23 protein-coding genes are annotated in these 26,991 nt (G+C 59.9%); 13 read left to right on the plus strand and 10 right to left on the minus strand.

The features are described 5' to 3' along the window. Positions 1 to 174 precede the first annotated feature (174 nt). Positions 175 to 3,327 carry an Rne/Rng family ribonuclease gene (locus BMZ35_RS12160; protein WP_093094120.1) on the plus strand — a complete coding sequence of 1,051 codons (3,153 nt, stop codon included), beginning with the start codon at positions 175 to 177 and terminating at the stop codon, positions 3,325 to 3,327. A gap of 45 nt (positions 3,328 to 3,372) precedes the next feature. Here BMZ35_RS12160 and BMZ35_RS12165 read toward each other — a convergent pair whose 3' ends face one another. Next, entirely contained in the window at positions 3,373 to 3,594 is a 222-nt protein-coding gene (locus BMZ35_RS12165; RefSeq protein WP_093094121.1) for a sulfurtransferase TusA family protein, read from the minus strand. 104 nt (positions 3,595 to 3,698) lie between these two features. On the opposite strand from BMZ35_RS12165, the gene BMZ35_RS12170 reads away from it, so the two are divergent. The 3 genes from BMZ35_RS12170 to BMZ35_RS12180 are packed head-to-tail and all read left to right on the plus strand — an operon-like array spanning position 3,699 to position 7,065. Continuing rightward, entirely contained in the window at positions 3,699 to 4,451 is a 753-nt protein-coding gene (locus tag BMZ35_RS12170) for a cytochrome c biogenesis CcdA family protein (RefSeq protein ID WP_093094122.1), read from the plus strand. A gap of 56 nt (positions 4,452 to 4,507) precedes the next feature. After that, a complete protein-coding gene (locus BMZ35_RS12175) occupies positions 4,508 to 5,722 on the plus strand; it encodes a hypothetical protein (protein ID WP_093094123.1) in 1,215 nt (404 codons plus the stop codon). Next, positions 5,719 to 7,065: a cytochrome P450 gene (locus BMZ35_RS12180; RefSeq protein WP_093094124.1), complete on the plus strand. Its 1,347-nt coding sequence runs from the start codon at positions 5,719 to 5,721 to the stop codon at positions 7,063 to 7,065. Before BMZ35_RS12175 ends, BMZ35_RS12180 begins: the two co-directional genes overlap by 4 nt. A 19-nt stretch (positions 7,066 to 7,084) precedes the next feature. Here BMZ35_RS12180 and pdxA read toward each other — a convergent pair whose 3' ends face one another. From pdxA to lptF, 5 genes are read right to left on the minus strand one after another with little or no spacing between them, the layout of a single operon-like run. Next, complete coding sequence (pdxA, locus tag BMZ35_RS12185; RefSeq protein WP_093094125.1) at positions 7,085 to 8,053, minus strand: 4-hydroxythreonine-4-phosphate dehydrogenase PdxA; 969 nt, start codon at positions 8,051 to 8,053, stop codon at positions 7,085 to 7,087. After that, a complete protein-coding gene (locus BMZ35_RS12190; protein ID WP_242654779.1) occupies positions 8,050 to 9,267 on the minus strand; it encodes a peptidylprolyl isomerase in 1,218 nt (405 codons plus the stop codon). The genes pdxA and BMZ35_RS12190 overlap by 4 nt, the downstream gene beginning before the upstream one ends. A gap of 27 nt (positions 9,268 to 9,294) precedes the next feature. Beyond that, positions 9,295 to 11,427, minus strand: coding sequence for an LPS-assembly protein LptD (locus BMZ35_RS12195; protein WP_093094127.1), 2,133 nt, complete (start codon positions 11,425 to 11,427; stop codon positions 9,295 to 9,297). Next, positions 11,424 to 12,521, minus strand: coding sequence for an LPS export ABC transporter permease LptG (gene lptG / locus BMZ35_RS12200; protein WP_093094128.1), 1,098 nt, complete (start codon positions 12,519 to 12,521; stop codon positions 11,424 to 11,426). The genes BMZ35_RS12195 and lptG overlap by 4 nt, the downstream gene beginning before the upstream one ends. Continuing rightward, positions 12,518 to 13,636, minus strand: coding sequence for an LPS export ABC transporter permease LptF (gene lptF / locus BMZ35_RS12205; RefSeq protein WP_093094129.1), 1,119 nt, complete (start codon positions 13,634 to 13,636; stop codon positions 12,518 to 12,520). Before lptF ends, lptG begins: the two co-directional genes overlap by 4 nt. A 130-nt stretch (positions 13,637 to 13,766) precedes the next feature. Here lptF and BMZ35_RS12210 point away from each other — a divergent pair, with 130 nt between their 5' ends. Continuing rightward, entirely contained in the window at positions 13,767 to 15,242 is a 1,476-nt protein-coding gene (locus tag BMZ35_RS12210) for a leucyl aminopeptidase (RefSeq protein ID WP_093094130.1), read from the plus strand. A gap of 4 nt (positions 15,243 to 15,246) precedes the next feature. Next, complete coding sequence (locus tag BMZ35_RS12215) at positions 15,247 to 15,708, plus strand: DNA polymerase III subunit chi (RefSeq protein WP_093094131.1); 462 nt, start codon at positions 15,247 to 15,249, stop codon at positions 15,706 to 15,708. Between the two features lie 6 nt (positions 15,709 to 15,714). Here BMZ35_RS12215 and BMZ35_RS12220 read toward each other — a convergent pair whose 3' ends face one another. The 3 genes from BMZ35_RS12220 to BMZ35_RS12230 are packed head-to-tail and all read right to left on the minus strand — an operon-like array spanning position 15,715 to position 18,824. Continuing rightward, the gene (locus tag BMZ35_RS12220) at positions 15,715 to 16,296 is read right to left on the minus strand and encodes a retropepsin-like aspartic protease family protein (protein ID WP_093094193.1); all 582 of its coding nucleotides are present in this window, start codon (positions 16,294 to 16,296) and stop codon (positions 15,715 to 15,717) included. 38 nt (positions 16,297 to 16,334) lie between these two features. After that, positions 16,335 to 16,961 carry a MarC family protein gene (locus BMZ35_RS12225; RefSeq protein WP_093094132.1) on the minus strand — a complete coding sequence of 209 codons (627 nt, stop codon included), beginning with the start codon at positions 16,959 to 16,961 and terminating at the stop codon, positions 16,335 to 16,337. 15 nt (positions 16,962 to 16,976) lie between these two features. Next, positions 16,977 to 18,824, minus strand: coding sequence for an ABC-F family ATP-binding cassette domain-containing protein (locus BMZ35_RS12230; protein WP_093094133.1), 1,848 nt, complete (start codon positions 18,822 to 18,824; stop codon positions 16,977 to 16,979). A 128-nt stretch (positions 18,825 to 18,952) separates the two neighbouring features. Between BMZ35_RS12230 and ndk the strand changes: the two genes are divergently transcribed. Further along, complete coding sequence (gene ndk, locus BMZ35_RS12235; RefSeq protein ID WP_093094134.1) at positions 18,953 to 19,375, plus strand: nucleoside-diphosphate kinase; 423 nt, start codon at positions 18,953 to 18,955, stop codon at positions 19,373 to 19,375. A 111-nt stretch (positions 19,376 to 19,486) separates the two neighbouring features. On the opposite strand, the gene BMZ35_RS12240 is transcribed toward ndk, so the two are convergent. After that, on the minus strand, positions 19,487 to 19,819 hold the full coding sequence (locus BMZ35_RS12240; protein WP_093094135.1) for a TfoX/Sxy family DNA transformation protein: 333 nt from the start codon (positions 19,817 to 19,819) through the stop codon (positions 19,487 to 19,489). Between the two features lie 627 nt (positions 19,820 to 20,446). Between BMZ35_RS12240 and BMZ35_RS12245 the strand changes: the two genes are divergently transcribed. The 6 genes from BMZ35_RS12245 (at position 20,447) to BMZ35_RS12270 (ending at position 26,915) form a co-directional block, all read left to right on the plus strand. Further along, a complete protein-coding gene (locus BMZ35_RS12245) occupies positions 20,447 to 21,703 on the plus strand; it encodes a tyrosine-type recombinase/integrase (protein WP_165610068.1) in 1,257 nt (418 codons plus the stop codon). 32 nt (positions 21,704 to 21,735) lie between these two features. Further along, positions 21,736 to 22,344 (plus strand): hypothetical protein, encoded by a 609-nt coding sequence (locus BMZ35_RS12250; RefSeq protein ID WP_165610069.1) that lies wholly within the window; start codon positions 21,736 to 21,738, stop codon positions 22,342 to 22,344. 89 nt (positions 22,345 to 22,433) lie between these two features. After that, complete coding sequence (locus BMZ35_RS12255; protein WP_093094138.1) at positions 22,434 to 22,634, plus strand: helix-turn-helix domain-containing protein; 201 nt, start codon at positions 22,434 to 22,436, stop codon at positions 22,632 to 22,634. After that, positions 22,631 to 23,089, plus strand: a complete 459-nt coding sequence (locus BMZ35_RS12260; RefSeq protein ID WP_093094139.1) for a hypothetical protein — start codon at positions 22,631 to 22,633, stop codon at positions 23,087 to 23,089. The genes BMZ35_RS12255 and BMZ35_RS12260 overlap by 4 nt, the downstream gene beginning before the upstream one ends. A 29-nt stretch (positions 23,090 to 23,118) precedes the next feature. Continuing rightward, the gene (locus BMZ35_RS12265; RefSeq protein WP_093094140.1) at positions 23,119 to 23,529 is read left to right on the plus strand and encodes a hypothetical protein; all 411 of its coding nucleotides are present in this window, start codon (positions 23,119 to 23,121) and stop codon (positions 23,527 to 23,529) included. Beyond that, positions 23,529 to 26,915, plus strand: coding sequence for a hypothetical protein (locus BMZ35_RS12270; RefSeq protein WP_093094141.1), 3,387 nt, complete (start codon positions 23,529 to 23,531; stop codon positions 26,913 to 26,915). The genes BMZ35_RS12265 and BMZ35_RS12270 overlap by 1 nt, the downstream gene beginning before the upstream one ends. Positions 26,916 to 26,991 lie beyond the last annotated feature (76 nt).

Here is a 26,991-nt window from a genome sequence, read left to right on the forward strand (position 1 = left end):
GATGCGTCGGAGAAGAAACGCGATGAAGCGCGCGATCAAATTATTGGACAGAGCAGAGGCCGCAAGCGGCCCTCTTGTCCGCGCGCCTGACATTGCACAGACAAGCCACCCTTCGGAATTTGCCCTCAACGCCCCACCGGGGCGCGGACGATTGCGTGGGTGCACACGGATAACATGGCTAAGAAAATGCTCATTGATGCCACCCACGCGGAGGAAACCCGCGTCGTGGTGGTGGACGGAAACAAGGTCGAGGAGTTCGACTTTGAATCGGAAAACAAACGTCAGCTAGCAGGAAACATCTATCTCGCCAAAGTCACGCGCGTGGAGCCGTCGCTTCAGGCTGCTTTTGTTGACTATGGCGGAAACCGGCACGGTTTCCTCGCTTTTTCGGAAATTCATCCCGATTACTACCAGATCCCCGTCGCGGATCGTGAAGCGCTGCTTGAAGAGGAGCGCGCCTATGCAGAGTCGCTGAAGACCCGCGACGAGGAAGAGGAAAAACCCAAATCCTCGCGGTCCCGTTCGCGTTCGCGTTCGAGAAAGTCCAAGGACACCGCGGTTAATGAGGCCACCGAGGATAAGTCGGTCGCAACGGCGGACGAAGCTCCCAAGGCTGTGAACAAAGCCGAAGCCGCGCCGATTGCCGGCATGGAAACCATCGACCTTGATGAGGGCGATGCGGAGGACACCGAAGGTTTGTCCCCGATGGAGCTTGTCGCGGAAACACCGGTTGAAGAGCCGGTCGATGAGCCCTCCGAAGTAACTGAAAACGCGGCTGAGACGGTGGAAGCCGTAGAAGAAGAGGCGGCGCCTGAGGTGGTAGAAGAGCCTGAGGTTGTGGAAGAGTCGGTCGAGGAACCCGAAGTTGCAGCGGCGTCCGAAGATGAGACGACGGATGAGGGCGACAAGGAAGAAGACGACGGCAAAGACAGCGGCAAGACCATGGCCGCCAAGTCTGAAACCGAGGATTCGGTGGCCACGAAAGACCCGGAGACCGGCGAAGAGACGGTAATCGAAGCGCAGGATTCGGAAGAACCGGAACCTGCGGAAACCGCCGCGTCCGAAGCCGAGGGCGAAGACTCCGAAACAGAAGCCGTGGAAACGGCGGAAGCATCAGAAACCGCAGAAGCCGAGGAAAGCGCTCCGGATGAGGACGCCGAGGAGGCTGCTGATACCGACGGCACGCCATCGGCAGAGGACATGGTTTTGGATGCCAAAGCGGAAGATGATTCTTCTGACACGGACACGCCATCGGAAGACGTGGATGGTGTCGATGAAAGCGATGAAACGCCATCAAAAGCGGCGGATGCCGCTGCCAAGGATGACAGCATCGAATCCGTCGCCGAGGAGGATGATAGCGAAGATATTCGTCCGCTGCGCAAGCCGCGCCCGCGCCGCTACAAGATCCAGGAAGTGATCAAGGTGCGCCAGATCATGCTGGTGCAGGTGGTCAAGGAAGAGCGCGGCAACAAGGGCGCTGCGCTGACGACCTACCTGTCGCTGGCTGGTCGGTATTGCGTTCTCATGCCCAACACGGCGCGTGGCGGCGGCATCAGTCGCAAGATCACCAACGCGGCGGACCGCAAGAAGCTCAAGGAAATTGCGTCGGAGATCGAAGTGCCGCAGGGCGCCGGCCTCATCGTGCGCACGGCGGGTGCCAAGCGGACCAAGACCGAGATCAAGCGCGACTATGACTACCTCAAGCGGCTTTGGGAGCAGATCCGCGAGTTGACGCTGAAGTCGATCGCACCTGCGAAGATCTACGAGGAAGGCGACCTGATCAAACGCTCGATCCGCGACCTTTACAACCGTGAGATCGACGAGGTTCTGGTGGAAGGCGAGCGTGGTTATCGCATCGCCAAGGACTTCATGAAGATGATCATGCCGTCCCACGCCAAGAACGTGAAACAATACACCGATCCGCTGCCGCTTTTGGCGCGCTACCAGGTGGAAAGCTATCTGTCGGGCATGTTCAATCCGACCGTTCAGCTGAAGTCGGGCGGCTATATCGTGATTGGCGTGACTGAAGCGCTGGTGGCAATTGACGTGAACTCGGGCCGGGCCACCAAGGAAGGCTCGATCGAGGAAACCGCGCTCAAGACCAACCTTGAGGCAGCTGACGAAGTGGCGCGCCAGCTGCGTCTGCGCGACCTTGCGGGCCTGATCGTCATCGACTTCATCGACATGGACGAACGCAAGAACAATGCTGCCGTCGAAAAACGGATGAAGGACAAGCTGAAGACCGACCGCGCCCGCATACAGGTTGGCCGCATCTCGGGCTTTGGCCTGATGGAAATGAGCCGTCAGCGTCTGCGGCCCGGTATGATCGAGGCCACGACCCAGCCTTGCCCGGCCTGCCATGGCACGGGGCTGATCCGGTCGGACGACAACCTTGCGCTGTCAATCCTGCGCCAGATCGAGGAAGAGGGTACGCGTCGCCGTTCACGCGAAGTTCTGGTGAAATGTCCGGTTGCGATTGCCAACTACATCATGAACCAGAAGCGCGAGCACGTTGCGCAGATCGAGGCACGCTATGGGCTTTCGGTCCGCATTGAAGGCGACATGCATCTGATCTCTCCTGAGTTCACGCTTGAGAAATTCAAGACGGCGACACGCGTGGTTGCCGAGGTCGCTGCCCCGGTCGTGTCGGTCGATACGTCCCTGATGGACGAAATTGACGAGATGGAGTCTTCGGCAAGTGAAACGCCGGAAACGCCCGAAGCAGGTGAGGAGGAGGCTAAACCCAAGAAGCGCCGCCGTCGTCGCCGCCGCCGGAGCAAATCGTCGGGCGGGTCTTCCGAGAATGACGCCGAGGCTTCGGAAGCCAACGAAGTCGACGAGACCGAAGATCACGACGGCGCAGCCGGTGAAAGCGAGTCGGACGCCAAGGGTGAAGCCGAGGTCGCGGAAGCGGTTGAGGTAGAGGAAAAACCCAAATCGCGGTCGAGAAGCCGTTCGCGCAGCCGCTCACGGTCGAAGAAATCCGAGACACCTTCTGAAGAAGTCGCGGAGTCGCAAGATACGGTTGCGGTTGAAGCAACCACTGGCGAAGGCGAAGCGGAAACGGTGGAAGAGGCCCCGGAGGTGGAAGCCGCTGAAGCCGCGCCCGAAGTGGTGAACGGTAAGGATGTCGATGCGCAAGCGCCTGCGGTTGAGGCCGAGGTTGCGACCGATGAAGCAGACGAGACCGGAGTCGAAGACGCAGAGGTTGCGGAAGAGGTTTTGGAATCGGCTCCGGCGCCGGAGGCAGAAGAAACGGCTGCGCCTAAAGCGCCTGCCGAACCGCCCAAGCCCAAGCGGCGCGGGTGGTGGTCCATGGGCCGCTGAGTTTTACAAGAAGCGCCGGGGGAGACCCCGGCGTTTTCTTTTGCGCTATCGCTTTTCGACGATGAAGATCATGTGACCGTCCTGTTCGCTCATGCCATGGAACATATGTCCGGATTCGTTGCAAAAATGCGGGACATCGATAATGGCGGCAGGGTCATCCGCGAGCAGGCGGATACGGGTGCCGGACGCAAGCGGCATCATCCGCTTGCGTAGCCGAAGGACTGGTAGTGGGCACAGGAGTCCAATTGCGTCGATTTCATGATCCATGACAATGACATATTCCGCGCGATTTGTTCTGTAAACCGGGATGTGACGCAGCTGTGACCGGGTGTGCACGTGACCTTGGTTTTGGGATGGGATAAGGGTGAGCCATGTTCGGAATCGATATCATCGACGCGGGCCTGATCCCCGCCATGCTGGTCGCGCTGGTTGCAGGCGTGATCTCGTTCCTCAGCCCCTGTGTGCTCCCGATCGTGCCGCCCTATCTCGCGTATATGAGCGGGGTCAGCATGGCCGAGTTGACCGACGAAAACGCGGCGCGGCGCAAGGCTATCATAGCGGCGCTGTTCTTTGTCATGGGACTTTCGACCGTGTTCCTGTTCCTTGGGTTCACGGCGTCGGCGTTCGGAGCGTTTTTCCTGCAGAATCAAACGCTTTTCGGGCAGATTGCAGGGGTCGTCGTGATTATTTTCGGCCTGCACTTCCTTAATGTGTTCCGCATTCCTTTCCTCGATCGCGAAGCGCGTATTGATGCCGGGGAGTCCGGTGGGTCGGCTTTTGGGGCCTATGTTCTGGGCCTGGCCTTTGCCTTTGGCTGGACACCCTGTATCGGGCCGCAGCTGGGGGCAATTCTGTCGATGGCGGCCGGAGAACAGTCGGTGACGCGGGGCACGCTTTTGCTTGGCGTCTATGCGGCTGGTTTGGGTATTCCTTTCCTTTTGGCCGCGATTTTTCTCAGTCGGGCCATGGGGGTGATGAACAAGCTCAAACGCCATATGGGGCTGATTGAGAAAATCATGGGCGGATTGCTTCTGTTTGTCGGTATCATGTTGGTAACAGGCGCATTCTCAACCTTTAGCTGGTGGTTGCTTGAGACATTCCCTGCCTTGGCAACGCTTGGTTAGGGGCCTATTCTTGCCCCAGAAGTGAGGTAGTCTGCCAGAAAAGAAAGGGCAGGCAAATGGGCAAGAGCAGCAACGTAATCGTGCGTCGCCGCCGGGTGTTTTACATTCCCGGCTATGATCCCATTCATCCAAGGCGCTATCGCGAGCTTTATCGCACGGAAGGCGCCGAACAGGCGAACATCTCGGGATATGAGATCGATTTGGCTGCGAAGAAGCCGGGAAGCGGGCCGTATGGCTGGCATGTCTCGGGGCGGATCGAAGGCGGTGAAACCGAGACTAATGTCGAGGTGCTGGTCTGGTCGGACATCGTGCGGGACAGCATGTCGAACACGATTCAGGCGACCTATGTGCAACTGGCCCGTACAGCATGGACCTATATTGGAAGTGGCGCGCTTTGGCGGTTGATGAAGCTGCGCAAGGGGCCGGTGATCGCGGCGCTTTACCCTGTATTGTTCCTGATTGGGCAATTGGCCCTGGCGCTTTTGATGGCTTGGGGTCTGGGTCAGGCGATTGCCCTTTTCCTTCCATGGTGGGTCGGCTTTGCCGGGCTTGCCGTAGTGCCGCCAGTCCTGATGTGGTTTCGCAAGATGGACGGCAAGTTCTTTGCCTACTACCTCATGCATGACTATGCCTATTCGGCGGCAAGCAAAGGGGAAAACCCTCCTGAGCTCGAGGCGCGTATGTCCGAGTTCGGTGCGCGGATCGCAGCGGCCCTGAAAGAGGATGTCGATGAGGTGCTGGTCGTCGGTCATTCGTCGGGTGCGCATCTGGCGGTGTCGATCCTGTCGGATGTCATCCGGGCGGGACTGGTGCCCGAGGATGGCCCGGCATTGTCTTTCCTGAGTTTGGGGCAGGTCGTGCCGATGGTGTCTTTCCTGCCGCGCGCCTTTCGGTTGCGGGCGGATCTTGCTTACTTGTCGGCGCGCACTGAACTGACATGGGTGGATGTGACGGCGCCGGGGGATGGCTGTTCCTTTGCATTGTGTGATCCCGTGTCGGTGAGCGGTGTCGCGCCAGAAGACAAGCGTTGGCCGCTTGTGGTGTCGGCAGCTTTTACCCAGACGCTGAGCCCCGAGCGTTGGCAAGAGCTGCGGTGGCGGTTTTTCCGGCTGCATTTCCAGTATCTTTGCGCCTTCGATCGACCGGGTGACTATGACTACTTCCGCATTACGGCCGGTCCGAAAACGCTGGCGGCGCGATACGAAGGGCGCAGCCCGTCGAAATCTAGGATTGAGGGGGCGGTAAACAAGTTTCCGCAAATCGCACCATGACATTGCCGCCAAAGCCCGCTTCGAGGCCCGAAAAGGTATCCTTGCGCCAATACGTTAAGCTGTTTCGCGAGGACATTCTTTCCGCGCAGCCAGCAAAGCTATACCGCGCCTGGATGGCCGAGTTTCGCACGCCGTTCTTCCGATCCTACCTTTTGAACCAACCCGAGTTGATCAAGACGGTGCTCAAGGAACGTCCCGATGATTTTCCCAAGTCGAGCCGCATCAGTGAGGGATTGCGCCCGTTGCTTGGAAACTCGGTGTTCCTGACCAATGGTGACGTCTGGAAGCGTCAGCGCCGGATTATAGATCCGGCTTTTGAAGGCGGGCGGCTGCGCGACACGTTTGGCGCGATGTGGGCGGCGAGCGAAGCCGCTGTTGCGCGTCTTGCAAAGCTTGAAGGGCAGGTTGTCGAGATCGAGGAAGAAACCAGCCACGCGGCGGCGGACGTCATTTTCCGCACGTTGTTTTCGATCCCGATCGAGCACGAGATCGCCAGTCAGGTGTTTTCGCAGTTCCGTGACTACCAGCGTAGTCAGCCCATTCTGAATCTTGGGGCTTTTGTGCCGCTGCCTCGGTGGGTGCCGCGGTTTTTTCGTGCAGAGACAAAGGCGACGGCTGCGTCGATTCGGGGGTTGATCAAACAGCTGACCGAAGAGCGTATGGCGGCTATTCGTGCCGGAACGGCGCCGGATGACCTTGCCACCAAGATCATGACGACGCGGGATCCGGAAACCGGGGATACGTTTGACGCGGACGAGATGGTCGACCAGGTGGCGATCTTCTTTCTCGCGGGTCATGAAACCAGCGCCTCCGCCTTGGCATGGGCGCTGTATCTCATGGCGCTTTACCCAGATTGGCAGGAAAAGATCGCGGCAGAGGCCGTTGATTTGGAGGAGAGCTTTTCGGCGGTCTCCCGTTTGAAAGTAAGCCGGGATGTATTTCGCGAAGCGTTGAGGCTTTATCCCCCAGTACCAATGATGGTGCGCCAGTCGACCTGTCCCGAGACGTTCCGGAGTCGGCAGATCAGACCGGGTGCTCAGATGGTGCTGTCACCATGGCACCTGCACCGGCATGAACGGCTGTGGGAAAACCCGGACGGGTTCGATCCGACGCGTTGGCAGACCGAGAACGGCCGTCAATGCGCACGGGATGCCTATATGCCGTTCTCGGCGGGGCCGCGTGTTTGCACCGGGGCCGGCTTTGCGATGGTCGAGGGGCCGCTGATCCTCTCCATGATCCTTCGACATTTTCGGATCACCCCGGAGGGGCCTTCGCCTGTGCCGGTGGCCTATCTGACGGTACGCTCCAAAGATGGCATTCGGCTGCGTCTGGAGCGCCGTTGATCCGACGCGCGTACGTTCGTCAGGCGCGCGATGCCATGCGATGGGCGAGTCGCAGGGCTTCGATGGTGCTAGTAGGGGCGGCGATGCCCTTCCCGGCAATGTCGAAGGCGGTTCCATGGTCTGGGGACGTGCGGATGAATGGCAGGCCGAGCGTCACGTTGACCCCGCGATCGAAAGCCAGCGTTTTCATCGGGATGAGTGCCTGATCGTGATACGCGCAGATCGCGACATCGTAGCGGGCTCGTGCGGCGGCGTGGAACATGGTATCGGCGGGCAGGGGGCCGGTGACATCGACCCCTTCGGCGCGAAATCCCTCGATGATCGGTGCAAGGATCGTAGCATCCTCTTGGCCCATAGTTCCGCCTTCGCCGGCGTGCGGATTGAGGCCGGCCACGGCGATGCGCGGGTTCGGAATGCCGAACTGCGCGCGCAGCCCCTCTGCGGTAATGCTGATGGTTTGGCGCAACAGGTCCGGCGTCAGGGCCGCCGGTACATCGGACAGCGGGATGTGGATGGTGGTCGGCACAACGCGCAGCTCGTCACTGGCGAGCATCATAACCACGTTTTCGACATCGCCCAGATAGGCAAGATATTCCGTATGGCCGGGCCACGGAAAATCGGCGCCAACCTTAAGCGCCTTCTTGTTGATTGGCGCGGTACAGAGAGCAGACGCGGCACCGGACATCGCGAGGTCAGCCCCACGCGCGATCGCCTCGATAACGCCTTCGGCATTGTCCGGGTCGGGCTCACCGGGTACGGCCTTGCCAGAAAACGGATGTGGCAGCACGGGCAAAGCGTTGGGCATGATGGCACGCGCTTCGCTGGGATCTTGAATGAACGTCGCTGGCACCGTGCCCGGCAGGTGGTCCGGGTCGGCGATAAGGAAAAACGCAAGCTCGTCGCGCAGGGCCCGCCAGGCTTTCTCGGCCAGTTCCAGACCGACACCTGCGGGTTCACCGCAGGTGAGAGCAATGGGGGCCACGGTCATTTTTCGACGATGATCGCGTCGGCGCGCAATTGTTCAAGATAGCTGTCTGCAAAGGACTGAAGGCGCTGTTGGCGGAGGGCACCGGCGACGTCTTCGCGGGAAAGCTCTTCGCCAAGCTGCGCGGTGCGGCCACAAAGCATCAGGAAAATCAACGATTGGCGGTTGGCCGTCGTAAGTGCGGTCGAGACTTCGTTATCATCAAGCTTGGCAAGTTCGAGCGCGATATCGCGCGGAATCTTTCCGGGGGCTTGCGCTTCGCGCACAAGTGTTCCGGCAGGTTGCCCTTTGGCGAGACCATAAAGATCGTCGCAGCGGTCAATGGTGTCGCGGATTTCCTGTGCGCGGGCGAGTGTTTCCGGGGTGCGTCCGCCGGGAATGTAGAGCATCGCGTAGTCGATTGCCGAATATGAGGGGGCGCGGCGCCCGGTTTCCTCGATGCCCCGCATTTGGAAGATCGCAACCGCATTGGGAAGCTGCACCGGATCGGTAACCTCTCCGGGGCCAAGCGCCGAGATCAGCGGGCGCAACTGCGGAGGCAGGTTGGTGATCGACATCCAGTCGATCTTGCCGCCGTCCTGTTTCGTCGGGGCGCCAGAATATGTTCGCGCGGCATTTTCGAAATCGGCAAACGAGCGGATCTGTGAGAGTTGCGTGGCCAGCGACGTGACCTGTTCGCGGGTCTGGGGCGTGGCCGGGATAACGATTTCAGACAGGAGCACGCGGATTCCGCCAGCGCCGCTGTTCGAGGCAATGGCCCGGTCGATTTCCTCTTCGGTAATCTGAACCCGCGATCCGAACCGTGTTTGGATCACGCCGCGCCAGGCCAGTCCCGAAAATGTAAAGGCCCGCATGGTTTCCTCGTCCACACCTTCCGCGGCCAGCGCCTTGATCATGTCTTCGGGCGGCATGTTCACGCGTTGCGCAAACTCTGCAATACCGGCCTGAATACCGTCCTCACTTGGGGTGATGCCGGCAATTTCGGCGGCTTCGAGCTTGAGCCGGTCCTCGATCAGCTGTTCACGCGCCAGTTTGCGGACATCGCCCGGCGTGTTCATGATCGCGAGCAACAGAGCGCGTTGTTCGATTTCGTAGTATGTGACGACCCGGTCGTTCACGATGATGGCAGGCGAAAATGCACTTTGCGCCTGCGCGGTCTGAGTCGTGAACAGAGCAAAAGCAACGGCTGCTATTCCAGTGAAAAGGCGGGATATCATGATGTGGTTCTTCCTGCTCATTTACGTCTAGCCGCAGGTGCGGTCGTAACTTTTCTGGCTCGATTTGACCGAGAAGCCCAGCAAGGCGACCGTCAGGCCAAAACTCGTGCTCGATTGCACCGTAGTGGATGTTGAGAAGCGGCGCGAGACCGAAAGCTCGACCTTGACGCATTCGTTGCGGTATTCCAGCCCGACACCCGCTTCGGCGGTCTTGTTGTTGCCGGCATCGTATCGCCAATCAAACAGGCCGGTCCAGTGGCGTGCCAGGCGATAGCGACTGTCCAGCGCCCATTCCGAAAGGGTCGATGTTCGGTTTTCGGCCACGTCCGGCGCAAGCCAGACATAACGTCCGTCCAGCCAGAGCTTGCTATTGCTCCAGCCGACCCGCGCATCGGCTTTCCTGATACCGGCGTCATAGTCGTAGATCGTGCGCGCGGTGAAGGACAAACCATTACGGGTTTTGATCTGCCCGGCGAGCAATAGGTCCGAAACGACATCGTCCAAACCGGATGTCCGGGTGAAATCCACCTGGTCCTCTTCGTGGAACACCTGGCCAATCGTGAGATTGCCCTGCCAGCCTGCCGCGCTGTAACGAGACCAGTTCAGCCCGACAGCGCCCGCCAAACCGCGCTCGCGGCGGTCGTATGAAGGAAATCTAGACAAGGCGAGAAGGTTGCCCTCATCAAATTCGACGCGGGTGCTTTCGTCATTGGCCACGTCAAGATTACTGCCGCCGGTCCAGGCGATCTGGGCGACGGGTTCGATGACATAGGTGGCGCCATCCGAGCCGGTCTTGCTCATGGGATAGCGGACATGGGCCGCAACGGTTGGGGTTAGTTGGCTGGCGTATTCGGGGTAGGTCGAGTCGTTGTTGGTGTGAAACGCGTCAAAGGCCAGTTCGCTCGTGACGCCAGTGCGCAAACCGCTTGGCAGAATCCAGTTTCGCCGCCAGGACACGTCAGCATGGGCGCGTCCCACATCACGGCCCACGATATCGGCGTCGGACCGGCGCTGGTGGCCGTGCAACTCAACATTTGTGCGCAGTTCGCCGCCAATCGCGTTTGGGAAATACCGCCGTTCGGTGGTGGCTACCGCAACAAGTGTCGGCAAAGTGTTGTTATCTTCATTCGGGCGAAGAGATTGGTAGTGCAGCAATGCAACGCGCGTGGCCTCGTCACGGTAGGACCGCTGTACGGTGATATTGCTGACCAGGCGGTCGTCATCCGAATAATCGTAGTCAGTGATGTAACTGTCATCGCTGACGGCCTTGAGATCAAAGCTGAGTTTAAAGTCGCGTGGCAGGTCGAAACGACCTTCGGCGAAGAGATAGCCGCGGGTCTTGTTGGGCAGGATCGTGTCGTCGGACACGGCTCCATTGAGTTCGATCCGCCCTTTTTTGAAGGCTTGGCGGTACCGGAACTCTAGCGTCCTTGTCTCGGAGGAGACATAGGGCGTCAGGGTGATGTCGCGGTGATTTCCGAGGGTAATGAAATACGGCATCTTGAGGCCGTAGCTCAACTGGCTCGTGGTGCGCACGGTCGGGATCAGGAAGCCTGTGGCCCGATCCAGCGTGGGGTCCGGGAGGCGTAAGTGCGGAAAGTAGAGTACCGGGACGTCCCGGATCAGAAGGCTGGCGTGGTCAAAATAGAGCTGGCGCTCCAACTGGTCGTGCACAACGCGCCGGGCGCGGATTTGCCAGAGGGGCGGCTCTCCGGTTTGGCAGATCCGACACGAGGACGCGCTGGTTTTGCTGAGCACCGAGTAGCGACCATCCACGCGGTTGAGCTGGTTGGCGGCAAGTTGCACCTGTTGGTCAAGAACCATACGAGCGCTGCGAAGTAGCCCGTTGTTGAAGGCGCTGTCCAGCTCGGCTGAAGAAGCAATAATCGTGACCTCGTCCCCCTGAATAATCCGGATGGGGCCTTTCAGGGTGATCTTGTCGGCATTGGCATCATATTCGATTTCGGTCGCCATCAGGCGCACGTCGTCCATGAGGGCCTCGACATGGCCGCGCGCCGTCAGGACAGATTCACCCGACACATAAACATGGTCTGCAACAAGCATGACGTTTCCGGGGTCGGAAACAGTCTGAGCCCCGGCGGAAAACGCCAAAGAGACCGACAGCAGACAGCCGGACAGAAAACGGGTGGCAGCGTTCATCCGTCCTCCATATGCAACAACAAACCCAGTGCCAACATGACACTTGCAACAGGTGGCGCCCAGGCCGCCAATGTGGCCGATATCTGCCCGTTCTCCCCCAGGATCTGAGCAAAGTTTCGTACGAAATAGAGGGCGAAACCAATGAGAACTGAAACAAGCACGGCAACCCCAGTATTGCCGAAGCGCGTATGGCGCATGGTAAAGGCCGAGGCGATCAGGACCATGGCCATCAGGAACAGTGGCTGGGCAAGTTCCATGTTGAGCCAGACTATGTGGCGACGGGCGGAAAACCCGGCTTCCTTCAGTTCTTCGATGAAGGCGGGAAGATGCCAAATGGAAATTGCGGACGGTGTGCCAAAGCGGTCACGAATGCGGTCGGGGGTCAAAGTGCTGGGCAGGCGCAAGACCTCGTGTTCACGCGCATTGGATTCGGAATTAATACCGTGCACGAGCGGCCAGGCCTTGGCGTCACGCAATTCCCAGGCGCCTTCGAGGAGCTGCGCAGAAGCGGCTTCAATGCGCGTCTTGGGGCCGCCATCCTTGGCATAGCTCACGATGGTGACGTCATAGAAGATCGACGCATCCGGATCACTTCGTGCCACGTGGATGACCGCCTGGCCTTGAGCGCCCCCCTGACGCAGCCAGAGGCCCTCGCTGGACAACGACAGGGCGCTGCGTCCTTCGACGCGCATTTGTTCGGACAACTCGTCGTAGCGCACGCTGGTCGCGGCCACGAGCGGGTTGAGTGTGGTGACAGCCAAGATACCAATCATGAGCGCCACGGTCACGGGGGACAGTAGGGAAAGAATGGCCGAACGACCGGCCGCACGTACCACAACCAATTCGGACGTGCGCGCCAGGCTGATGAAGAGAGTGATTGTTGCCAGGATGATGATGAGCGGCAGAAGCTGATAAAGCCCCTCCGGCGTTTTGAGCAGCGTTAGAAACACGACGGACGAAAAGCCAACCTGATCGACATCGAAACGGCGCAGTTGTTCCATCAAGTCAATCAGCGCCATCAAGACAAAGAAGATGCCCAACAGGCCAAGCAGGATCCAAAGAAACTTGCGGGCGAAATAGAAGTGAATGGTCATGCGCGGGACCTCCGCCGCCAATGGATCGGATTCGATGCCAAGCGCATAATGCCGAAGATCAGGACGGTGCCGAGCAATGCCGGAGCATAAACAAGAGGCCACATGTTCGGATGGTTGCGTACCGGGTCTGTCATGGCACTCTTTGTCAACTCAAGAATGACCAGAAGGACAAAGGCGATCAGAATCTGTTTCCAGACGCCAAAGCGGCTGTACCCTCCGACGAGCAGCACGGCAAATCCGACCAACGGGAAGACGATTGTGGAAAGGGCCTGGGCAAAGCGGCCGTGACCTTCGTAGACAATGACGCCCCGGTCGATATTCGTTTCTCGCGCGAGCCTATAGCTATCAAAAAGCAACTCGGTGGTTTGAAGGTGTTTGATTTCGCGTCTTGGCTTGGCATCGCGGTTTATTACGGTACCGATATCGTATGAGAAATCCGAGAAATTGGTGGTGATCAGACGTCCATCTTTGGTTGAATGAACCTGAGCAAGGCCGCTGACCATGATCAGCTTGGGGCCGGAGTCGTCCTGAACCAGATAGGCCTCTTCCGCTGTGTAGGTTGTCGTGCGCGCCGGGTTGCGCCGGTCTGAAAGGAAAACGTCGCGCAGAACGCCATCATTGGAGATTTCGCGGATATAGAATGTGACACCGGAAGTCGGGTGAAGGAAAGTTCCCTCTGTTAACAGCCGGGACGTAACGTTCTCGGCGATTTCCTTTTGGCGCTCGGTGAGCTGGACAAGGCTGGCCGGGACAAGAAAGTGAGTGAGGGCTGACATCATCACCGCAACAATGATGCCGAAATACAGAACGGGCCGCCCGAGGCGCCAGGGGCTGAACCCGGTGGCCTGCATCACGGTCAGTTCGCTTTCGCTGCTCAAACGGTTGATCACGTAGACCGTTGCAGCGAAGACGGACATGGGCAGCACCAAGCGAATGACGTTCGGCAGGCTGAGGATCGTGAGTTCAAGAAAGACGGTCGCGTTCTGACCGCTGGCGATCAGTTGATCGAACAGGACGACAGCGCGATTGACCCAGTAGACCGACACCAGAACCAGTGAAAAAAAGCCAAACAGAGTCAGGAGCTGCGACAGGATATATCTGTCGAATCTGCTCACTGCCCAAGAATCCCCCAAAGCATCTTGTTTTGAGCGAACATTAGAGGAATTGGAACACTGGGAAAACTGCTATCTGGCAAATACAGTCTGCGCAGGCTAGGACTCACGCAAAATGTAGGGGAGTTGAGACGTGTCGAAACCTGTGAGCATTTCCTTTGAGGAGACAAACCTAGATGCTGTGGCGGCAGCAGAAGGCCGGATTTGCGTGTTGGTTCCGTTGGAGGGGAACCTGGGCCAGGAAGCGCGACGCGTGAACCGGTTGAGCCGGGGCGCCATCGAGCGCATGCGCGCGGCGCAGGGAGAAGAAGCCAAGGTCGGGGATCATGCCGCGCTTGCATGGCCGATGGGGTTGGCGGCGCAGGCCGTCGACGTGGTTTTCCTTCCGCGTCGTTGTACCGTCGAAGAGGCACGCAAGGCAGGCGCGAAATTGGCGCAGCAGCGGGGCGGCAAAGACGTGCTGGTTCTGGCGGGAAATCACCCGAAAGCCGCTGAAATTGCAATGGGTTTGGCACTGCGCGACTATGGTTTCGACGACCACAAGACCGCCGATGCTGCCCCGGACGCGCGCAAAGTGCGCTTCATGGTCTCCAAGCCCGAAGAAGTTTCGGCAGCAGCGGAACCACTCCTGGCGGTTGCAGAGGGAGTGTTTTTCACCCGTGATCTGGTGAATGAACCGGCCAATGTTCTTACAACCAGTGAGTTCGCAGCGCGGCTGGAGGCGATGCGGGGCATTGGTCTTGAGGTCGAAATCCTTGAAGAAAGGGCCTTGGAAGACCTAGGGATGGGCGCGCTGTTGTCGGTTGGGGAAGGATCGGACAGCCCGTCCAAAGTGGCAGTGATGCAATGGAATGGCGGTGACAAGGAGGCCGCTCCGCTGGCGCTTGTTGGCAAGGGTGTCGTTTTCGATACCGGCGGCATTTCTCTCAAGCCGGCGGCCGGCATGGAAGATATGACCATGGATATGGGCGGCGCCGGTGTTGTGGCGGGTGTGATGCGCGCGCTTGCGCTGCGCAAGGCCAAGGCCAATGTCGTGGGGCTTGTCGGTCTGGTCGAGAACATGCCTTCAGGGCGCGCGACCCGTCCGGGGGACGTGGTGACGTCAATGAAAGGCGATACGATCGAGGTGATCAACACCGATGCCGAGGGGCGTTTGGTGTTGTGTGACGTGATGCATTACGCACAGGATCGGTTCAAACCGGCTGCGATGATTGATCTGGCCACGCTGACAGGGGCGATTATCATCGGTCTAGGACATGAAAAAGCAGGTGTTTTTGCCAATGACGACGCTTTGTGCAATCAATTCCTCAAAGCTGCGGACAGCGAGAATGAAGGCGCATGGCGCATGCCGCTTGGGCAAGCCTATGCCGATCAGCTGAAGTCGCGTATTGCCGATCTCAAAAACACCGGGGGGCGTCCGGCTGGGTCGGTGACGGCGGCCGAATTCCTGCACCGGTTTGTTCAGGAGGGCGTGCCGTGGATACACCTCGACATTGCCGGGGTTGCCAGCGTGAAAACCGACACCGCCTATGCGCCGAAGGGGGCAACGGGATGGGGAGTGATGGCGCTCAACCGGCTGGTGGCGGACCAGTTCGAAACCGGGGAATAGAGGCGTGGGCGCAGCCTATTTCTATCATCTGACCCGTGCGCCGCTGGAGGCGACCTTGCCGCGCCTCATTGAAAAGGCGCGTGGGGCGGGCTGGAAAATCGCCGTGCGCGGACAGGATCCGCAGCGCATGGAGTGGCTCGACCAGAAACTCTGGTTGCTGGGCGACGAGAGTTTCTTGGCACATGGGCTCGAAGGCGGCCCCCACGACGCTTTGCAGCCAGTCCTGTTGACCTCTGGCGATGCGCGCCCGAACAATGCCTCCTGTGTCATGGCGATTGATGGGGCGGATGTTGCGGCAGACGAAGTGAATGCGCTTGAGCGGGTGTGTATCCTGTTTGATGGACACGACCCGGACGCGGTCCAGCATGCACGGGGGCAATGGAAGGCGCTGGTGGATGCAGGCTGCAGCGCTCAATACTGGAGCGAAGAAGGCGGTGCCTGGCAGAAGAAGGCGGAAAGCGGCTAGACGCGGCTAGCGGATGAGGATCATGCGATTGCCTGCGATCGTGATCTGCTCGTAGCGTTGAAGATACGACATGCCGAGCAAGGATTGCTGCAACTCGCCACCATTGATGCGGGCGGCAATGTTGCGGTCTTGGATGCCATCCAGTGAAACGGACTCAAGCCGGACCGGTGCGGTGCGCACCTCTCCGTTTGCCGTCATAGCGCGCCCATAATAGGGCAGGTCGTCCGGATTGAACCCCACCCGGCGCGCATCCTGTTTGCTCAGAACGATATCGGACGCGCCAGTGTCCACGATGAACGTGACCGGTGTGTTGTTCACTTCCAGTGTCAGGCGATAGTGGCCATCCTGCCCCCGTGGAATCTCGATCCTGCCAGCATCGGAGAAGACCGCCTGCGTGGGTCTGACCGTCGAGCGGATATCGTCCCACAGGCCGACGACCGCGATCATGCCGAGGATAATCAGCCCCCAGATAACGGCCTGCTGGAGCGTCTTTCCCAAAGAGTTGCGATTGCTGACAAAAAACCAGAAACCAACGGCGGCGGTCAGGAGGACGAGATAGGCGAGGTTTCCGATTTCGATATTGCTCATGAGGAGCATATAGGCGTGAATGGATCTGTCGGGAAGGGTCAGGTGACAAAACCAAAATCGCGCAGCCCCGTCAGGATGAACTGAACCGCTAGGGCCGCCAGCAACATGCCCAGAAGCCGGGTGACGACGTTGATGCCGGTGCGCCCCAACGCCCGTTCAAAAAGTCCGGCCATGAGGAAAAGACCCAGCACCACGACCAGAACCGCCATGGCAACGCCCAGCACGAGGAACGTGGATTGCACTCCAGGGTACTGACCGGACAGGAGGATGATCGTCGCGATCGAACCCGGTCCCGCGATCAGCGGAATGGCCAGCGGGAAAACCGATGGATCAGGGTGATCTTCCTCGTCCGCATCGCCAGCCTGATCTTCGCGACGCTTGCTGCGTCGTTCGAATAGCATGTCAAGCGCAGTCAGAAACAGGAGAACGCCGCCGGCAATACGGAAGGCAGGCATGGAAATGCCCACGAACCCCAGGACGGCCTCGCCCAGAAAGGCGAACATTGCCAGAAGGACAAAAGCGATTAGGCAGGAGCGGATGGCAATGGCACGGCGCTGCGCGGGCGGAACACCCTGAGTCAGAGCCACGAACAAAGGCATCAACCCAATGGGGTCGATGATCACGAAGAGCGTGACGAAGGCGGTTATCAGCGCAGACGTGTCCATCGGGAACCCTAGCCCTCAGCTCTCGGCTTTTTCAAGTTTTTCCAGGGCGCGTATCCACAAATCCTCGGCGCGGTCCTGTGCGTCTCGGACTTCGGCGTATTTGCGCTGCCAGATTTCCAATTCACCCTGCTTTCCGTCCTCGTAGATGGACGGATCGGCCAGCTTTTTCGCCAGCTTCTCGCTCATTTCGTTGAGCTTTTCCACACGCGCTTCACATTTGCGGATTTCGGTCTTCAGGGCCTGAATATCCGTGCGGGAGGCGCGCTTGGGGGCGGGTTTTTCCTTGGTTTTACCCGCGGGTTTGTCAGCGCTGAGCAGAAGTTTGCGATAGGCGGGAAGGTCTTCTTCATAGGGTTTAACGGTGCCACCCTGAACCAGCCACAGACGATCTGCGACCAGCGTGAGAAGGTGCATGTCGTGGCTGACAAGAATGACGGCTCCTGAATAGGCCGTGAGCGCTTCAACCAGCGCTTCACGGCTTTCGATGTCAAGGTGGTTGGTCGGTTCGTCAAGGATCAGGAGATGCGGTGCGTCGAGCGTGGCCAGCAATAAAGACAAGCGGGCTTTTTGCCCCCCCGACAAACGCCCGACTTCGGTTTCCGCCTGAGCGGCGCCCAGTCCGAACCCGGCAAGGCGGGCGCGCAGCCGGGCCTGTCCTTCGCTGGGACGTTCGCGCATCAGGTGCTGGATCGGGGTCTCATCAATGTAAAGTTCGTCCACTTGATGCTGGGCAAAAAAGCCGATCCGCAGCTTACTGGAGGTTGTGATCTTGCCGCCCAACGGATCGAGCCGACCGGACAGAAGTTTGGCCAGCGTGGACTTGCCCTGACCGTTTTTGCCAAGCAATGCAATGCGGTCGTCCTGATCGATGCGCAGGTTCAGGTTCTTGAGCACCACCGTATCGCCATAGCCAGTCGATCCGCCTTCCACGGCAATAATCGGCGGCGAGAGTTCCTCTGGTTTTGGGAAGGTGAAAACGACACGGGCCGCGTCTTCCGGTGCAGTAATCGGCGTCATCTTTTCGAGCATCTTGACGCGCGACTGGGCCTGTTTGGCCTTGCTGGCCTTGGCTTTGAAACGATCCACGAAGGCCTGAAGATGTTCGCGCTGAGCCTGCTGCTTTTTGGCCGCTGCGGTTTGCACGGCGCGCTGTTCAGCGCGTTGGCGGGCAAACTGGTCGTAGGGGCCGGAGTAGTAGGTGAGTTTACGCTCATCAAGGTGCAGGATCGCCCCGACGGAACGGTTCAAAAGCTCTCGGTCGTGGCTGATGATCAGTACAGTATGGGGGTATTTGACCAGATAGTTTTCCAGCCAAAGCGCCCCTTCAAGATCAAGGTAGTTTGTCGGCTCGTCCAATAACAGATAATCGGGCTGTGAAAACAGGACCGCCGCCAGGGCAACGCGCATCCGCCATCCGCCCGAGAAGGCGGAGCAGGGCATCTGTTGCTCGGCATGGTCAAAGCCAAGGCCCTTGAGGATGGAACCTGCGCGGGCCTCTGCGCTCCAGGCATCAATATCGGCCAGTCGGGTCTGAATTTCAGCGATCCGATTGGAGTCGGTTGCCGTTTCGGCTTCGGCCATCAGGGACGCGCGTTCGGTGTCGGCGGCCAGCACCGTGTCAATTAGCGACACTTCGTTGCCGGGCACCTCCTGAGCCACACCACCGATGCGCGCGCGCTGGGGCAGGGTGATCGAGCCGCCTTCAAGGGCCAGTTCCCCACGGATCAGGCGGAAAAGCGTGGTTTTGCCAGCCCCGTTACGACCGATCAGTCCCACCTTGTGACCGGGGGGAATCGTGGCGGAAGCGTCTTGAAACAGGGGGCGGCCTTCGACGGAGTAGCTGATATCTGAAATCTTGAGCATGTGAGACCGTTTGACTGAACAAGAGAGCGGCGTCAATCATCGCTTTTCATGGGGGAGAACCCATGTTATCGGAGCGCCAATTCGAACATCAGTGGAGCAGGCCGCTCCGCTTAAAAAGGAGATACACAATGGCGCTGGAACGCACCTTTTCGATCATCAAACCCGATGCCACCCGCCGCAACCTGACTGGCAAGATCAATGCCAAGTTCGAGGAAGCCGGTCTGCGCATCGTTGCCCAGAAGCGCATTCACCTGACCAAGGCGCAAGCCGGCGAATTCTATGCCGTGCACAAAGAGCGCCCCTTCTATGACGAGCTGTGCGAATTCATGGCGTCGGCTCCGATCGTTGCGCAGGTTCTGGAAGGCGAAGGCGCGATTGCAAAGAACCGCGAAGTCATGGGGGCAACCAACCCAGCCGACGCGGCACCCGGCACCATCCGCGCCGAATTCGCCGAGTCAGTTGGCGAGAACTCGGTGCACGGCTCGGACGCTCCTGAAACAGCCGCAGTTGAAATCGCATATTTCTTCTCGGGCCTGGAACTGGTGGGCTAAGGGTTTCGGATAGCTAACGCGATCCGGCCGATGTTGGGGCGCAACCCCGACACACATGCCCAAGTGGGGGCCAGCCCCCACACCCCCGTGGTTCTTCCGGAAAAAGAAAGATCAGGGGCGTTTCTCAATGACGCCGATCCTGTCGAGGGCCGCTTCGAGTTCGGAGCGGCCTTTGTCGTGGGCTGCGGCCTTGATTGCATCAAAACGTTTGCGCAGGGCGGCCTTTTCCTTGCCTTTGCAATCATTCCACGGCCGGCCCTGCAGACCCATCACGAGCACGTAGTACCCGATGAAGTGCGGCCTGGCGCCACTTTTCAGGAGTTGGGTGTAGGCAGTGTCCGCCCCCAGCGCACGAAGTTCCTGGGCTGAGTGAATGCCAGCCCGATTGCATGCCTGTTCGAAGGCAGGACCAAGATTGCGGATCGAGGAGACGGGGTCTGTCATGTGGGCCAGATTAATCCATGTAGCCGCGCCTGCAATACTGTCAGATCATGGCCCAGTCAGTGAACACGTATTTCTTGACAGGTTTTTGTTTTGACGTGCCCGGATTCTGATCTTTCTTTTCCGGTTCTTGGCGTGGAGTCGGTTTGGTGTTCGTCACATAAGGCATCTATCTGCTTTCTCATTATCTTCCGCCGATCCGTTTCAGCTGCGCCGCATTGGTGAAGGAAGCATGGCCAAATGGAATGGCGTTGTGATGCCGGGAAACAGGTCATTTCCTGCCGAGATTGTGCCGATATGATCTGGAAAAACCAAAAGAACCCAGTGCTTTCACACTGAGTTCTTGAAACTTTGGCTCCGGCGGTAGGGATCGAACCTACGACCAATTGATTAACAGTCTCAATTTTACCCCTTTGCTATCAATGGATTACAGTCACAAATAGTTGATATTACTCAATTCGAGGGTGATGGAGGGGGATGGAGGGTGACTGAAAGGTATTTCAAGAGTTGCCTGAGAGTTGCCTGATGGCTATATCTGGGCTGAACAGTCAACTGGTCGTGAGGGGCCGGGTGGGTGCGGCGGCGGCAACCGCCACACCCGAGATGCCGGCAGGAGAGAAGAGGAATACCATGCCGACACCAGAGAAAGTCATACCGCTGCACCCGACAGCGGCCAAGCCCAAGGGATCGATCAAGGTCAACTTCACGATCACCAGGCTGCGACAGCTTGTCGAAGAGACGGAGGGCAAATCGTTCTATGTCCATGACCTGGGGCAGCCAGGCCTATGCCTTCGGATGCAGAACGGGGCATGGGCCTTCTATTTCCAGAAGCGGGTCCGCAAAGAGCTCTACCGGATCAAGCTTGCCGACTGGCACGAGAAGGCCAAGATCGCCCCGTTGCGGGAGAAGGCGGCCGAGATCATGGCGTCGATCCTTGACGGGTCCTACGGCCAGGAGAAGGCCGATGCGGCTGCCGATGACTTGGCGGCCATGACATGGGCCGAGGTCCTCGAGAAGCACATTGCGATCGCCGAGCTGCGGCCCTCGACTGCGAAGCAATACACCTATGCACTGGCAGCCTTTGGCGATCGTATCCCGGCCCGAGTGGCCGAGCTGACGGGGCAGGGGTGGCGGAAGGCCTTCGAGGCCTCGATCTCCGAGTGCCAGCTAACCACCCGAACCGCATCGACCTACGGCCGCTGCCTCAGGGCGATCTGGGAGACCTGGGCTTACATGCACGAGCAGGCCAACCGGCCGCAGATCAACCCGGTGCGGTCGGGAATGCAGACGGGGCCCCGCAAGAGCCTCTGGGCGGCCCCTAAGGCCAAGGACGGCCACATTCCGGCCGCTCGCATTGGCGACTGGCTAGAGGCATGCCGTGCTCTTGCGGCCGAGGCCGGGCCGCTTCTTGATGTACCCTTCGTGGCACTCGAGGCGATCCTGCTGACCGGGATGCGGTCGAGCGAGATGTCGCAGCTGCGATGGAGCGAAGTGCAAGGCGACTGGCTGCGGCTGCCGGGTGATCGGGTGAAGAACGGCAAGGCCTTCGGCAAGGCGATCACGCCCCGCCTGAGGCAGCTCCTCGACCACCAGGCAGGGGCATCCGAGACGTGGGTCTTTCCATCCTGGAAGTCTGACGGCCCGGTGAACGACCTTCGCAAAGCCCTCGGCAAGATCGAGGCCAAGACAGGCATCCGCGTCACGGTGCATGACCTCAGACGCACCTATATCCAGGCCGCCGAACGTGCCGGGGTCGAGCAAGGGATGCTGAAGCGGCTGGTCGGGCACAGCATAGAAAAGGATGTCACGGACAAGCATTACCTTGGCGACCTCGAGGACCGTAAGGCCGAGGCGGCCCTGCAAGTCGAGCGGGAGCTGCTGAAATGATCGGGACTGACCAAGACATCCGACTGCAGCTGATGTATCGCCCTCGGCCGCTTCTGTGGCTCCTGACCGTCCTGGTCGACCGAGACCGGCTGCCCGAGTTGATGCATCTGGTTGATGAAGAGGACCTGGCCCGCTCCTGGCACACGGACGACATCGACCGCATGGCTGACCGCGCCCCGCCCCTCGATCTGCTGCGGGAGATCGAGGCAGGCGGTATCGCCCTGACCGGCATGCCGCAGAGCGATCCGCTGCAAAGACGGGACATCCCGCTCGAGCACCTGACCAACGGATCGTGGAACTGGCTTCGGAGTCGGATCAGTGTGCCGGCGATTGGTTATGCCTGGATTGCGGTCGAGGTCTCGGTCGCGGATGAACCGTCTGCGAGCGAACGCAAACAGCTGCGGATCGCCGACATGAAGAGCTGGCTCGACCGCCACCCGCATTGGTTCGAGCCGTCCGGTGACGGCAAGTTCCAACGCACAGCGGGCCCGACTGAGATCTTCAATGCCTTGCGAGGTAGCCGGCTTTGGGGGGATGCCGGTCTCAAGACCGTCCAGGCGATGATCCACGGGACCGGCAGCCACCAAGATGCGGGCCTGCATAAGGTCGACCCTCGAGTGGTGAAAAAGGCGGGAGGATAGGACGTGAAATAGGCGTTTTGGGCGGCTTTCTATAGGCGGTCCGCAATCGGCAGCCTTGAGGGACTTTCAATCCTTCAAGGAGCCCTGTAATGCCCGACACGATCCAAGATGCATCGCATCTGCTAACGACGCGACAGGCGGCCGATCGCCTGTCCGTCCACCCAGACACATTGAAGAAAGGCCGAGCCGGCGAAGGCGCCTTCGCCCAGCTTGATTATGTCCGCTTGGGCCGGGCGATCCGCTATCGCAGCTCCGACATCGACCGCCTGGTCGAAGGCGGTGCAGCATGAGCACGTACACAGATCGCCCCGGAAACAAGAGCGACATCACCTTCACCCGGCTCGTCAAGCGGCTCCGCCATCACGGCCTGATCGAGATCGAAGTCGACGACCCGTCGAAGGTCCGGGACCTGCCAGAGTGGAGCTTCGCTCGTTTGCCCCGCCGGTCGGTCGACATGGCGAACCGCATCTTCCCACGTGACCTCGGCATCCGCTTCGGCCGAGCCTGCCCGCTGACCAGCGTCAAAGTTTTCGGCACGGAATCCGGCGAGACAACCTCGGCAGTCTATCGCTCGATTGCTTACGCGGCCTTGACGACCGAGCCATACCTGCAGGTCCTGGTCGGTTACGACCCGAGGCAGCTGACCTGGCGACGGCACCTGCAAGAGGAGCTCAAGCTGTCTGCCCCCACCGGCATCCGCACTGCGGACGAGGTTCTCGAGGCAATCGAGATGGAGGTGGTCTAATGCAGCTTAACCGAAATTTGAGACGCGCAATGCGGAAGGACGCGAAGCGTCTGGCACGGCTCGCGGCGGCCAACTGCCTCGACTATGAGACCGGCCGGCTGCGGATGGTGGAGACCGATCGAGCCAGGGCGATCCTAGCCAGGGTCTTTGAACGCCTGTTCACGGCCGGCGGTGAGCCCCAGGTCATGCGGCTTGAGGAAGGGGATGCCTCATACTTCCCTTCGTTCGATCAGGCCAAGACGCCCGAGGGCTGCGAGACCTGGATCGCGGCCGGCCTGGATGGAGCTGGTGCGGCGACCTATGCGATCCGAGAGATACGCGTCGAAGGCATCGATGACCCCCGCCACCGCAAGGCACACATCCAGGCCTGGATGCTTGATCAGCTGGGCCCTGAGCTGGCCTTCGCCGGCTATCCCCAAGACATAAGAAAGGACGCGTGATGGCACGTCCCGCAACAAAACAGCTAGACGCCGAATTGCTGCCCCGTGCTGAAGAGCTCCTGGCATCGGTCCTCGGTCCCGACAATGTTCGGGCCGAGGGTGACACAATCCACATCAACGGCAGCATGAGCTTCGACCCGGCAACGGGTGCCTGGTCAGGCGACGGCTTCACGGGCAGTGGCCTCTGCAGCTGCGTATCAGCCGCATTGGGTCGCACCCTGGCTAAGTCGAAGGCATTGCTCGAGGCGGCCGCAGAGGCCGAGGTCGAGCCGGTGGAGGCCCTGGATGTGGCTGACTTCGAGGCCGAGCTGCAGGAGGCTGAGACCGTCCCTGTGCCGCTGCCGTATGCAGGGCCCGTCTTGCCGATGTCGGTCGGTTGCTTCACGCATGTCGATCCGACCGCGCCCGCACCGGGCAAATACTTCAGCCAGGCCCCAGACGGCAGCTTGGTCAAGGCGACCCGAGGCAGCATCATCCACAGCCGCTATGAGACCGTCTCGATCGGCACCCTTGCCGAGCTACAGCATTGGATGGAAGCGGCAAGCTCCGGGACGCACTTGACCCAAGGCATCAGTCGGCACCCGCAAGCGGCCGCCCTCTATGCGGGTCGGGTCGCAGAGCTCGAGGCGGCCGGTAACACGGTCGATCCCATGACGCAGCTGCCCCTGATCACCCGATCGAATGCTGATCTCTCCTGGTCGGCAGGGCCTGGGCTGATGGTGATCGACAGCGATGCGGTAAACGACATGGATGATGTCTGGGAGGCCCTATGTGATGCCCAGGCAGGCCTTGATGCCTATGCCTGCCTGCAGACCACATCCTCGAGCTCGAATGTGGAGCTTGCTGGCACAACCACCGGCATCCGTGGCCTGCATACATACCTGCACCCCCTCGATGCATCCGATGTGTCTCGTGCCCTCGAGGCCCTGCATGTCCGGTCAATCCTGGCAGGCCATGCCAGGCACAGGATCAGCCAGACTGGGGCTTTCCTGCCCAGGTCCTATGTAGACATGGCCCTTAAGGTGCCGTCACAGCCCGTCTACCTGAAGGCACATGTCACGGCACCTGTCAGCCAGTCGAAGGCATTCCTGCATCGGCCAGGGGTCGAGGTGATCGACACGCGACAGGTGATCCCGGACCTGACCGAGCAGGAACGGACCGATCTGGCCGTGCACCTGGCCGAGGCCCGGCTGCAGATGCTGCCCCAGATGGAGAAGCAACGCTCGGTCTATCTCGATGACCGTACAGGTGAGATCGCCCAGGCACGGGGTATAACGATCGAGGCGGCCCGTACACTGGCCGAGGCGGCCCTGCAGGGCGGCAAGCTCTACAGCGACTTCCTGATCTATGTGGACGGCAAGCCGGTCTCGGTTGGCGAGATACTGGCAGACCCGACCGCATATCACGGCAAGGCATGCTGCGACCCGCTCGAGCCCGACTATGCCGGTGCTCGGACCGTGGCGATGATCTACTCAGACCAGGCCCGTCCGGTGATCCACAGCTTCGCACATAGCGGTGGCGATCGTGGCTCGGTGTATGAGCTGATCGGCCTGGGGACGGTCCCCATGCCGGTCTCAGTGGACTGGGCGGCCGGACAGGCCGCAGAGGCCGAAGGGGTCAAGCAAGCGGCCCAGCTGGCCGCCTGGCTGAATGTGGAGCCCGTGGTTGATGATGATGCCGTGATCGGCTTTCTGGGTGGTACCCAAACCGAGGGCATCCAGTATGTGGACCCGATCGGGTTGATCGATGATCAGGGCCAGGTCCTGCAGGCATCAGTCAACGGGCTGCTTAAGTGGATGCGAGATGTGAACCGTGCCGGCAATGCCGAGCCGATGAAGGCCTGGGGCGAATGCTTGGTTACGTATGCAGGTGTCACTTGGGATGCCGTGCCTCTGACCCTGCCAGATGTGACCCGTGTCCTCGGCATCGGCAAGAAAGAGGCCCGTCCCGTCCTGAAATCCGCGATCGGTGACTGGGATGCCCGACGCGGGGCGATACGGGCCGCCCTTGTGCCGCAGATGCCCGTTGCGGTCGATAACGGCCTGACTGTCGAAGAGAGGGCTGCAGAGGCAGCCAGGGAGACTGTCCGCCGGCAGAATGCCTTGCTTGGTCAGTGTCGACACATTGCGGCTGATCCTCTGGGCGAACTGGACAAGGCATTGACCGCCCTGAACGTGGTCGGTGAACGGCATGTGGCGAACACGGTGTTCCTCTGCGTGGCGACGGCCGTGATGGACAAGCCGGTCAATCTGATCAATCGCGGTCAGTCCTCGGCCGGCAAGAGCTACACCACGGAAATGGTCACAAGACTTTTCCCCGAGAGCTTCGTCTTTGAACTGACTTCCATGTCGGCGAAGTCGCTGATCTACCTGCCCGAGGGGTCGCTCAGTCACCGCTTCATCTACCTCGAGGAAGGGGAAGCATTGGCTAGGCAAGACGGTGAAAAGAACGATGTAGCGGAGATGCTGCGGGTGATGATCTCCAAGGGATTCCTCAGTCACGCGGTGGTCGAGAAGAACCCGGAGACAGGCCAGTTCGAAACCCGCATCATCACCCAGGAAGGACCGACAGGTCTGATCACGACAACGACCAGGGCGCATTTGGACAACGAGATCGAGACCAGGATGCTGTCGAACTGGCTGGACGAAAGTTCCGATCAGTCTCGGGCGATCATGGAAGCCATTGCCAGTGTTGCTGAAGGCACCGCACTCGGACAGACCGACATCAGCCAATGGCATGCCTTCGGGGAGTGGCTGAGGACTGGAGCGACCAGGGTGAAGGTGCCGTTCGCGGCGAAGCTTGCCCAGGCATTACCGGCCCACACGGTCCGCATCAGACGCGACATCCGCTCGATCCTCGACATCATTAAGGCCTCGGCCCTGGTGCACCGCCTGGTGCGGGATACAGATGCGGAGGGCAACATCCTTGCGACCCTGGATGATTATGATGTCGCGGTCGGCTGCATCGGGCAGAGCATCGGCGAAGGTCACGAGGTGATGGCATCAGACAATGCCAGGAGCCTGCTGAAGGCCGTGTCGGCAGCGATCGATGCAGCGGCTGGCTTGCCTGCCGTCGGTGGATACGTGACCGACCCCTGGGGCACGGTGCTCGAGCCTCGGAAGGTGTATCACCCTGCCCAGCTGCCGCCACATGTGCAGCAAGGACATGAAGGTCTGTGGCTCACTGGCTCGGTTCGCGACATGTCACACCTGTTGGACGTGTCTAAGTCGACGTTCAACCGTCACGCGAAGCACTGCATCATCGAGGAATATCTTGAGCATCCCTTCGGCAACAGTCAGGGCTGGCTGATCACGGCACGGGGTCGGCACGTGGTCGATGGCCTCGAGGCGAACATCTTCCCCGATCGGAAGGATTTAGAGGAATGAAGAAAATTATTTCTTTCCTCGCATTCCTGAGACGCGTGGGACAGTGGGGCAGATGTCTTAAGCTATTGATGCTGCT

This window comes from Shimia aestuarii (assembly GCF_900114635.1).
Lineage (GTDB): Bacteria > Pseudomonadota > Alphaproteobacteria > Rhodobacterales > Rhodobacteraceae > Shimia > Shimia aestuarii.

What these genes read in the sequence shown, in the direction of transcription:
- BMZ35_RS12250 (WP_165610069.1), top strand. Translation starts at nt 21,736, where the DNA reads ATGTATCGCCCTCGGCCGCTTCTGTGGCTCCTGACCGTCCTGGTCGAC.
- BMZ35_RS12265 (WP_093094140.1), top strand. Translation starts at nt 23,119, where the DNA reads ATGCGGAAGGACGCGAAGCGTCTGGCACGGCTCGCGGCGGCCAACTGC.
- BMZ35_RS12240 (WP_093094135.1), bottom strand. Translation starts at nt 19,819, where the DNA reads ATGACAGACCCCGTCTCCTCGATCCGCAATCTTGGTCCTGCCTTCGAA.
- BMZ35_RS12245 (WP_165610068.1), top strand. Translation starts at nt 20,447, where the DNA reads ATGCCGACACCAGAGAAAGTCATACCGCTGCACCCGACAGCGGCCAAG.
- BMZ35_RS12170 (WP_093094122.1), top strand. Translation starts at nt 3,699, where the DNA reads ATGTTCGGAATCGATATCATCGACGCGGGCCTGATCCCCGCCATGCTG.
- lptG (WP_093094128.1), bottom strand. Translation starts at nt 12,521, where the DNA reads ATGACCATTCACTTCTATTTCGCCCGCAAGTTTCTTTGGATCCTGCTT.
- BMZ35_RS12220 (WP_093094193.1), bottom strand. Translation starts at nt 16,296, where the DNA reads ATGAGCAATATCGAAATCGGAAACCTCGCCTATCTCGTCCTCCTGACC.
- BMZ35_RS12270 (WP_093094141.1), top strand. Translation starts at nt 23,529, where the DNA reads ATGGCACGTCCCGCAACAAAACAGCTAGACGCCGAATTGCTGCCCCGT.
- pdxA (WP_093094125.1), bottom strand. Translation starts at nt 8,053, where the DNA reads ATGACCGTGGCCCCCATTGCTCTCACCTGCGGTGAACCCGCAGGTGTC.
- BMZ35_RS12230 (WP_093094133.1), bottom strand. Translation starts at nt 18,824, where the DNA reads ATGCTCAAGATTTCAGATATCAGCTACTCCGTCGAAGGCCGCCCCCTG.
- BMZ35_RS12195 (WP_093094127.1), bottom strand. Translation starts at nt 11,427, where the DNA reads ATGAACGCTGCCACCCGTTTTCTGTCCGGCTGTCTGCTGTCGGTCTCT.
- BMZ35_RS12190 (WP_242654779.1), bottom strand. Translation starts at nt 9,267, where the DNA reads ATGATATCCCGCCTTTTCACTGGAATAGCAGCCGTTGCTTTTGCTCTG.
- BMZ35_RS12165 (WP_093094121.1), bottom strand. Translation starts at nt 3,594, where the DNA reads ATGGATCATGAAATCGACGCAATTGGACTCCTGTGCCCACTACCAGTC.
- BMZ35_RS12260 (WP_093094139.1), top strand. Translation starts at nt 22,631, where the DNA reads ATGAGCACGTACACAGATCGCCCCGGAAACAAGAGCGACATCACCTTC.
- BMZ35_RS12255 (WP_093094138.1), top strand. Translation starts at nt 22,434, where the DNA reads ATGCCCGACACGATCCAAGATGCATCGCATCTGCTAACGACGCGACAG.
- BMZ35_RS12225 (WP_093094132.1), bottom strand. Translation starts at nt 16,961, where the DNA reads ATGGACACGTCTGCGCTGATAACCGCCTTCGTCACGCTCTTCGTGATC.
- BMZ35_RS12175 (WP_093094123.1), top strand. Translation starts at nt 4,508, where the DNA reads ATGGGCAAGAGCAGCAACGTAATCGTGCGTCGCCGCCGGGTGTTTTAC.
- BMZ35_RS12180 (WP_093094124.1), top strand. Translation starts at nt 5,719, where the DNA reads ATGACATTGCCGCCAAAGCCCGCTTCGAGGCCCGAAAAGGTATCCTTG.
- BMZ35_RS12160 (WP_093094120.1), top strand. Translation starts at nt 175, where the DNA reads ATGGCTAAGAAAATGCTCATTGATGCCACCCACGCGGAGGAAACCCGC.
- ndk (WP_093094134.1), top strand. Translation starts at nt 18,953, where the DNA reads ATGGCGCTGGAACGCACCTTTTCGATCATCAAACCCGATGCCACCCGC.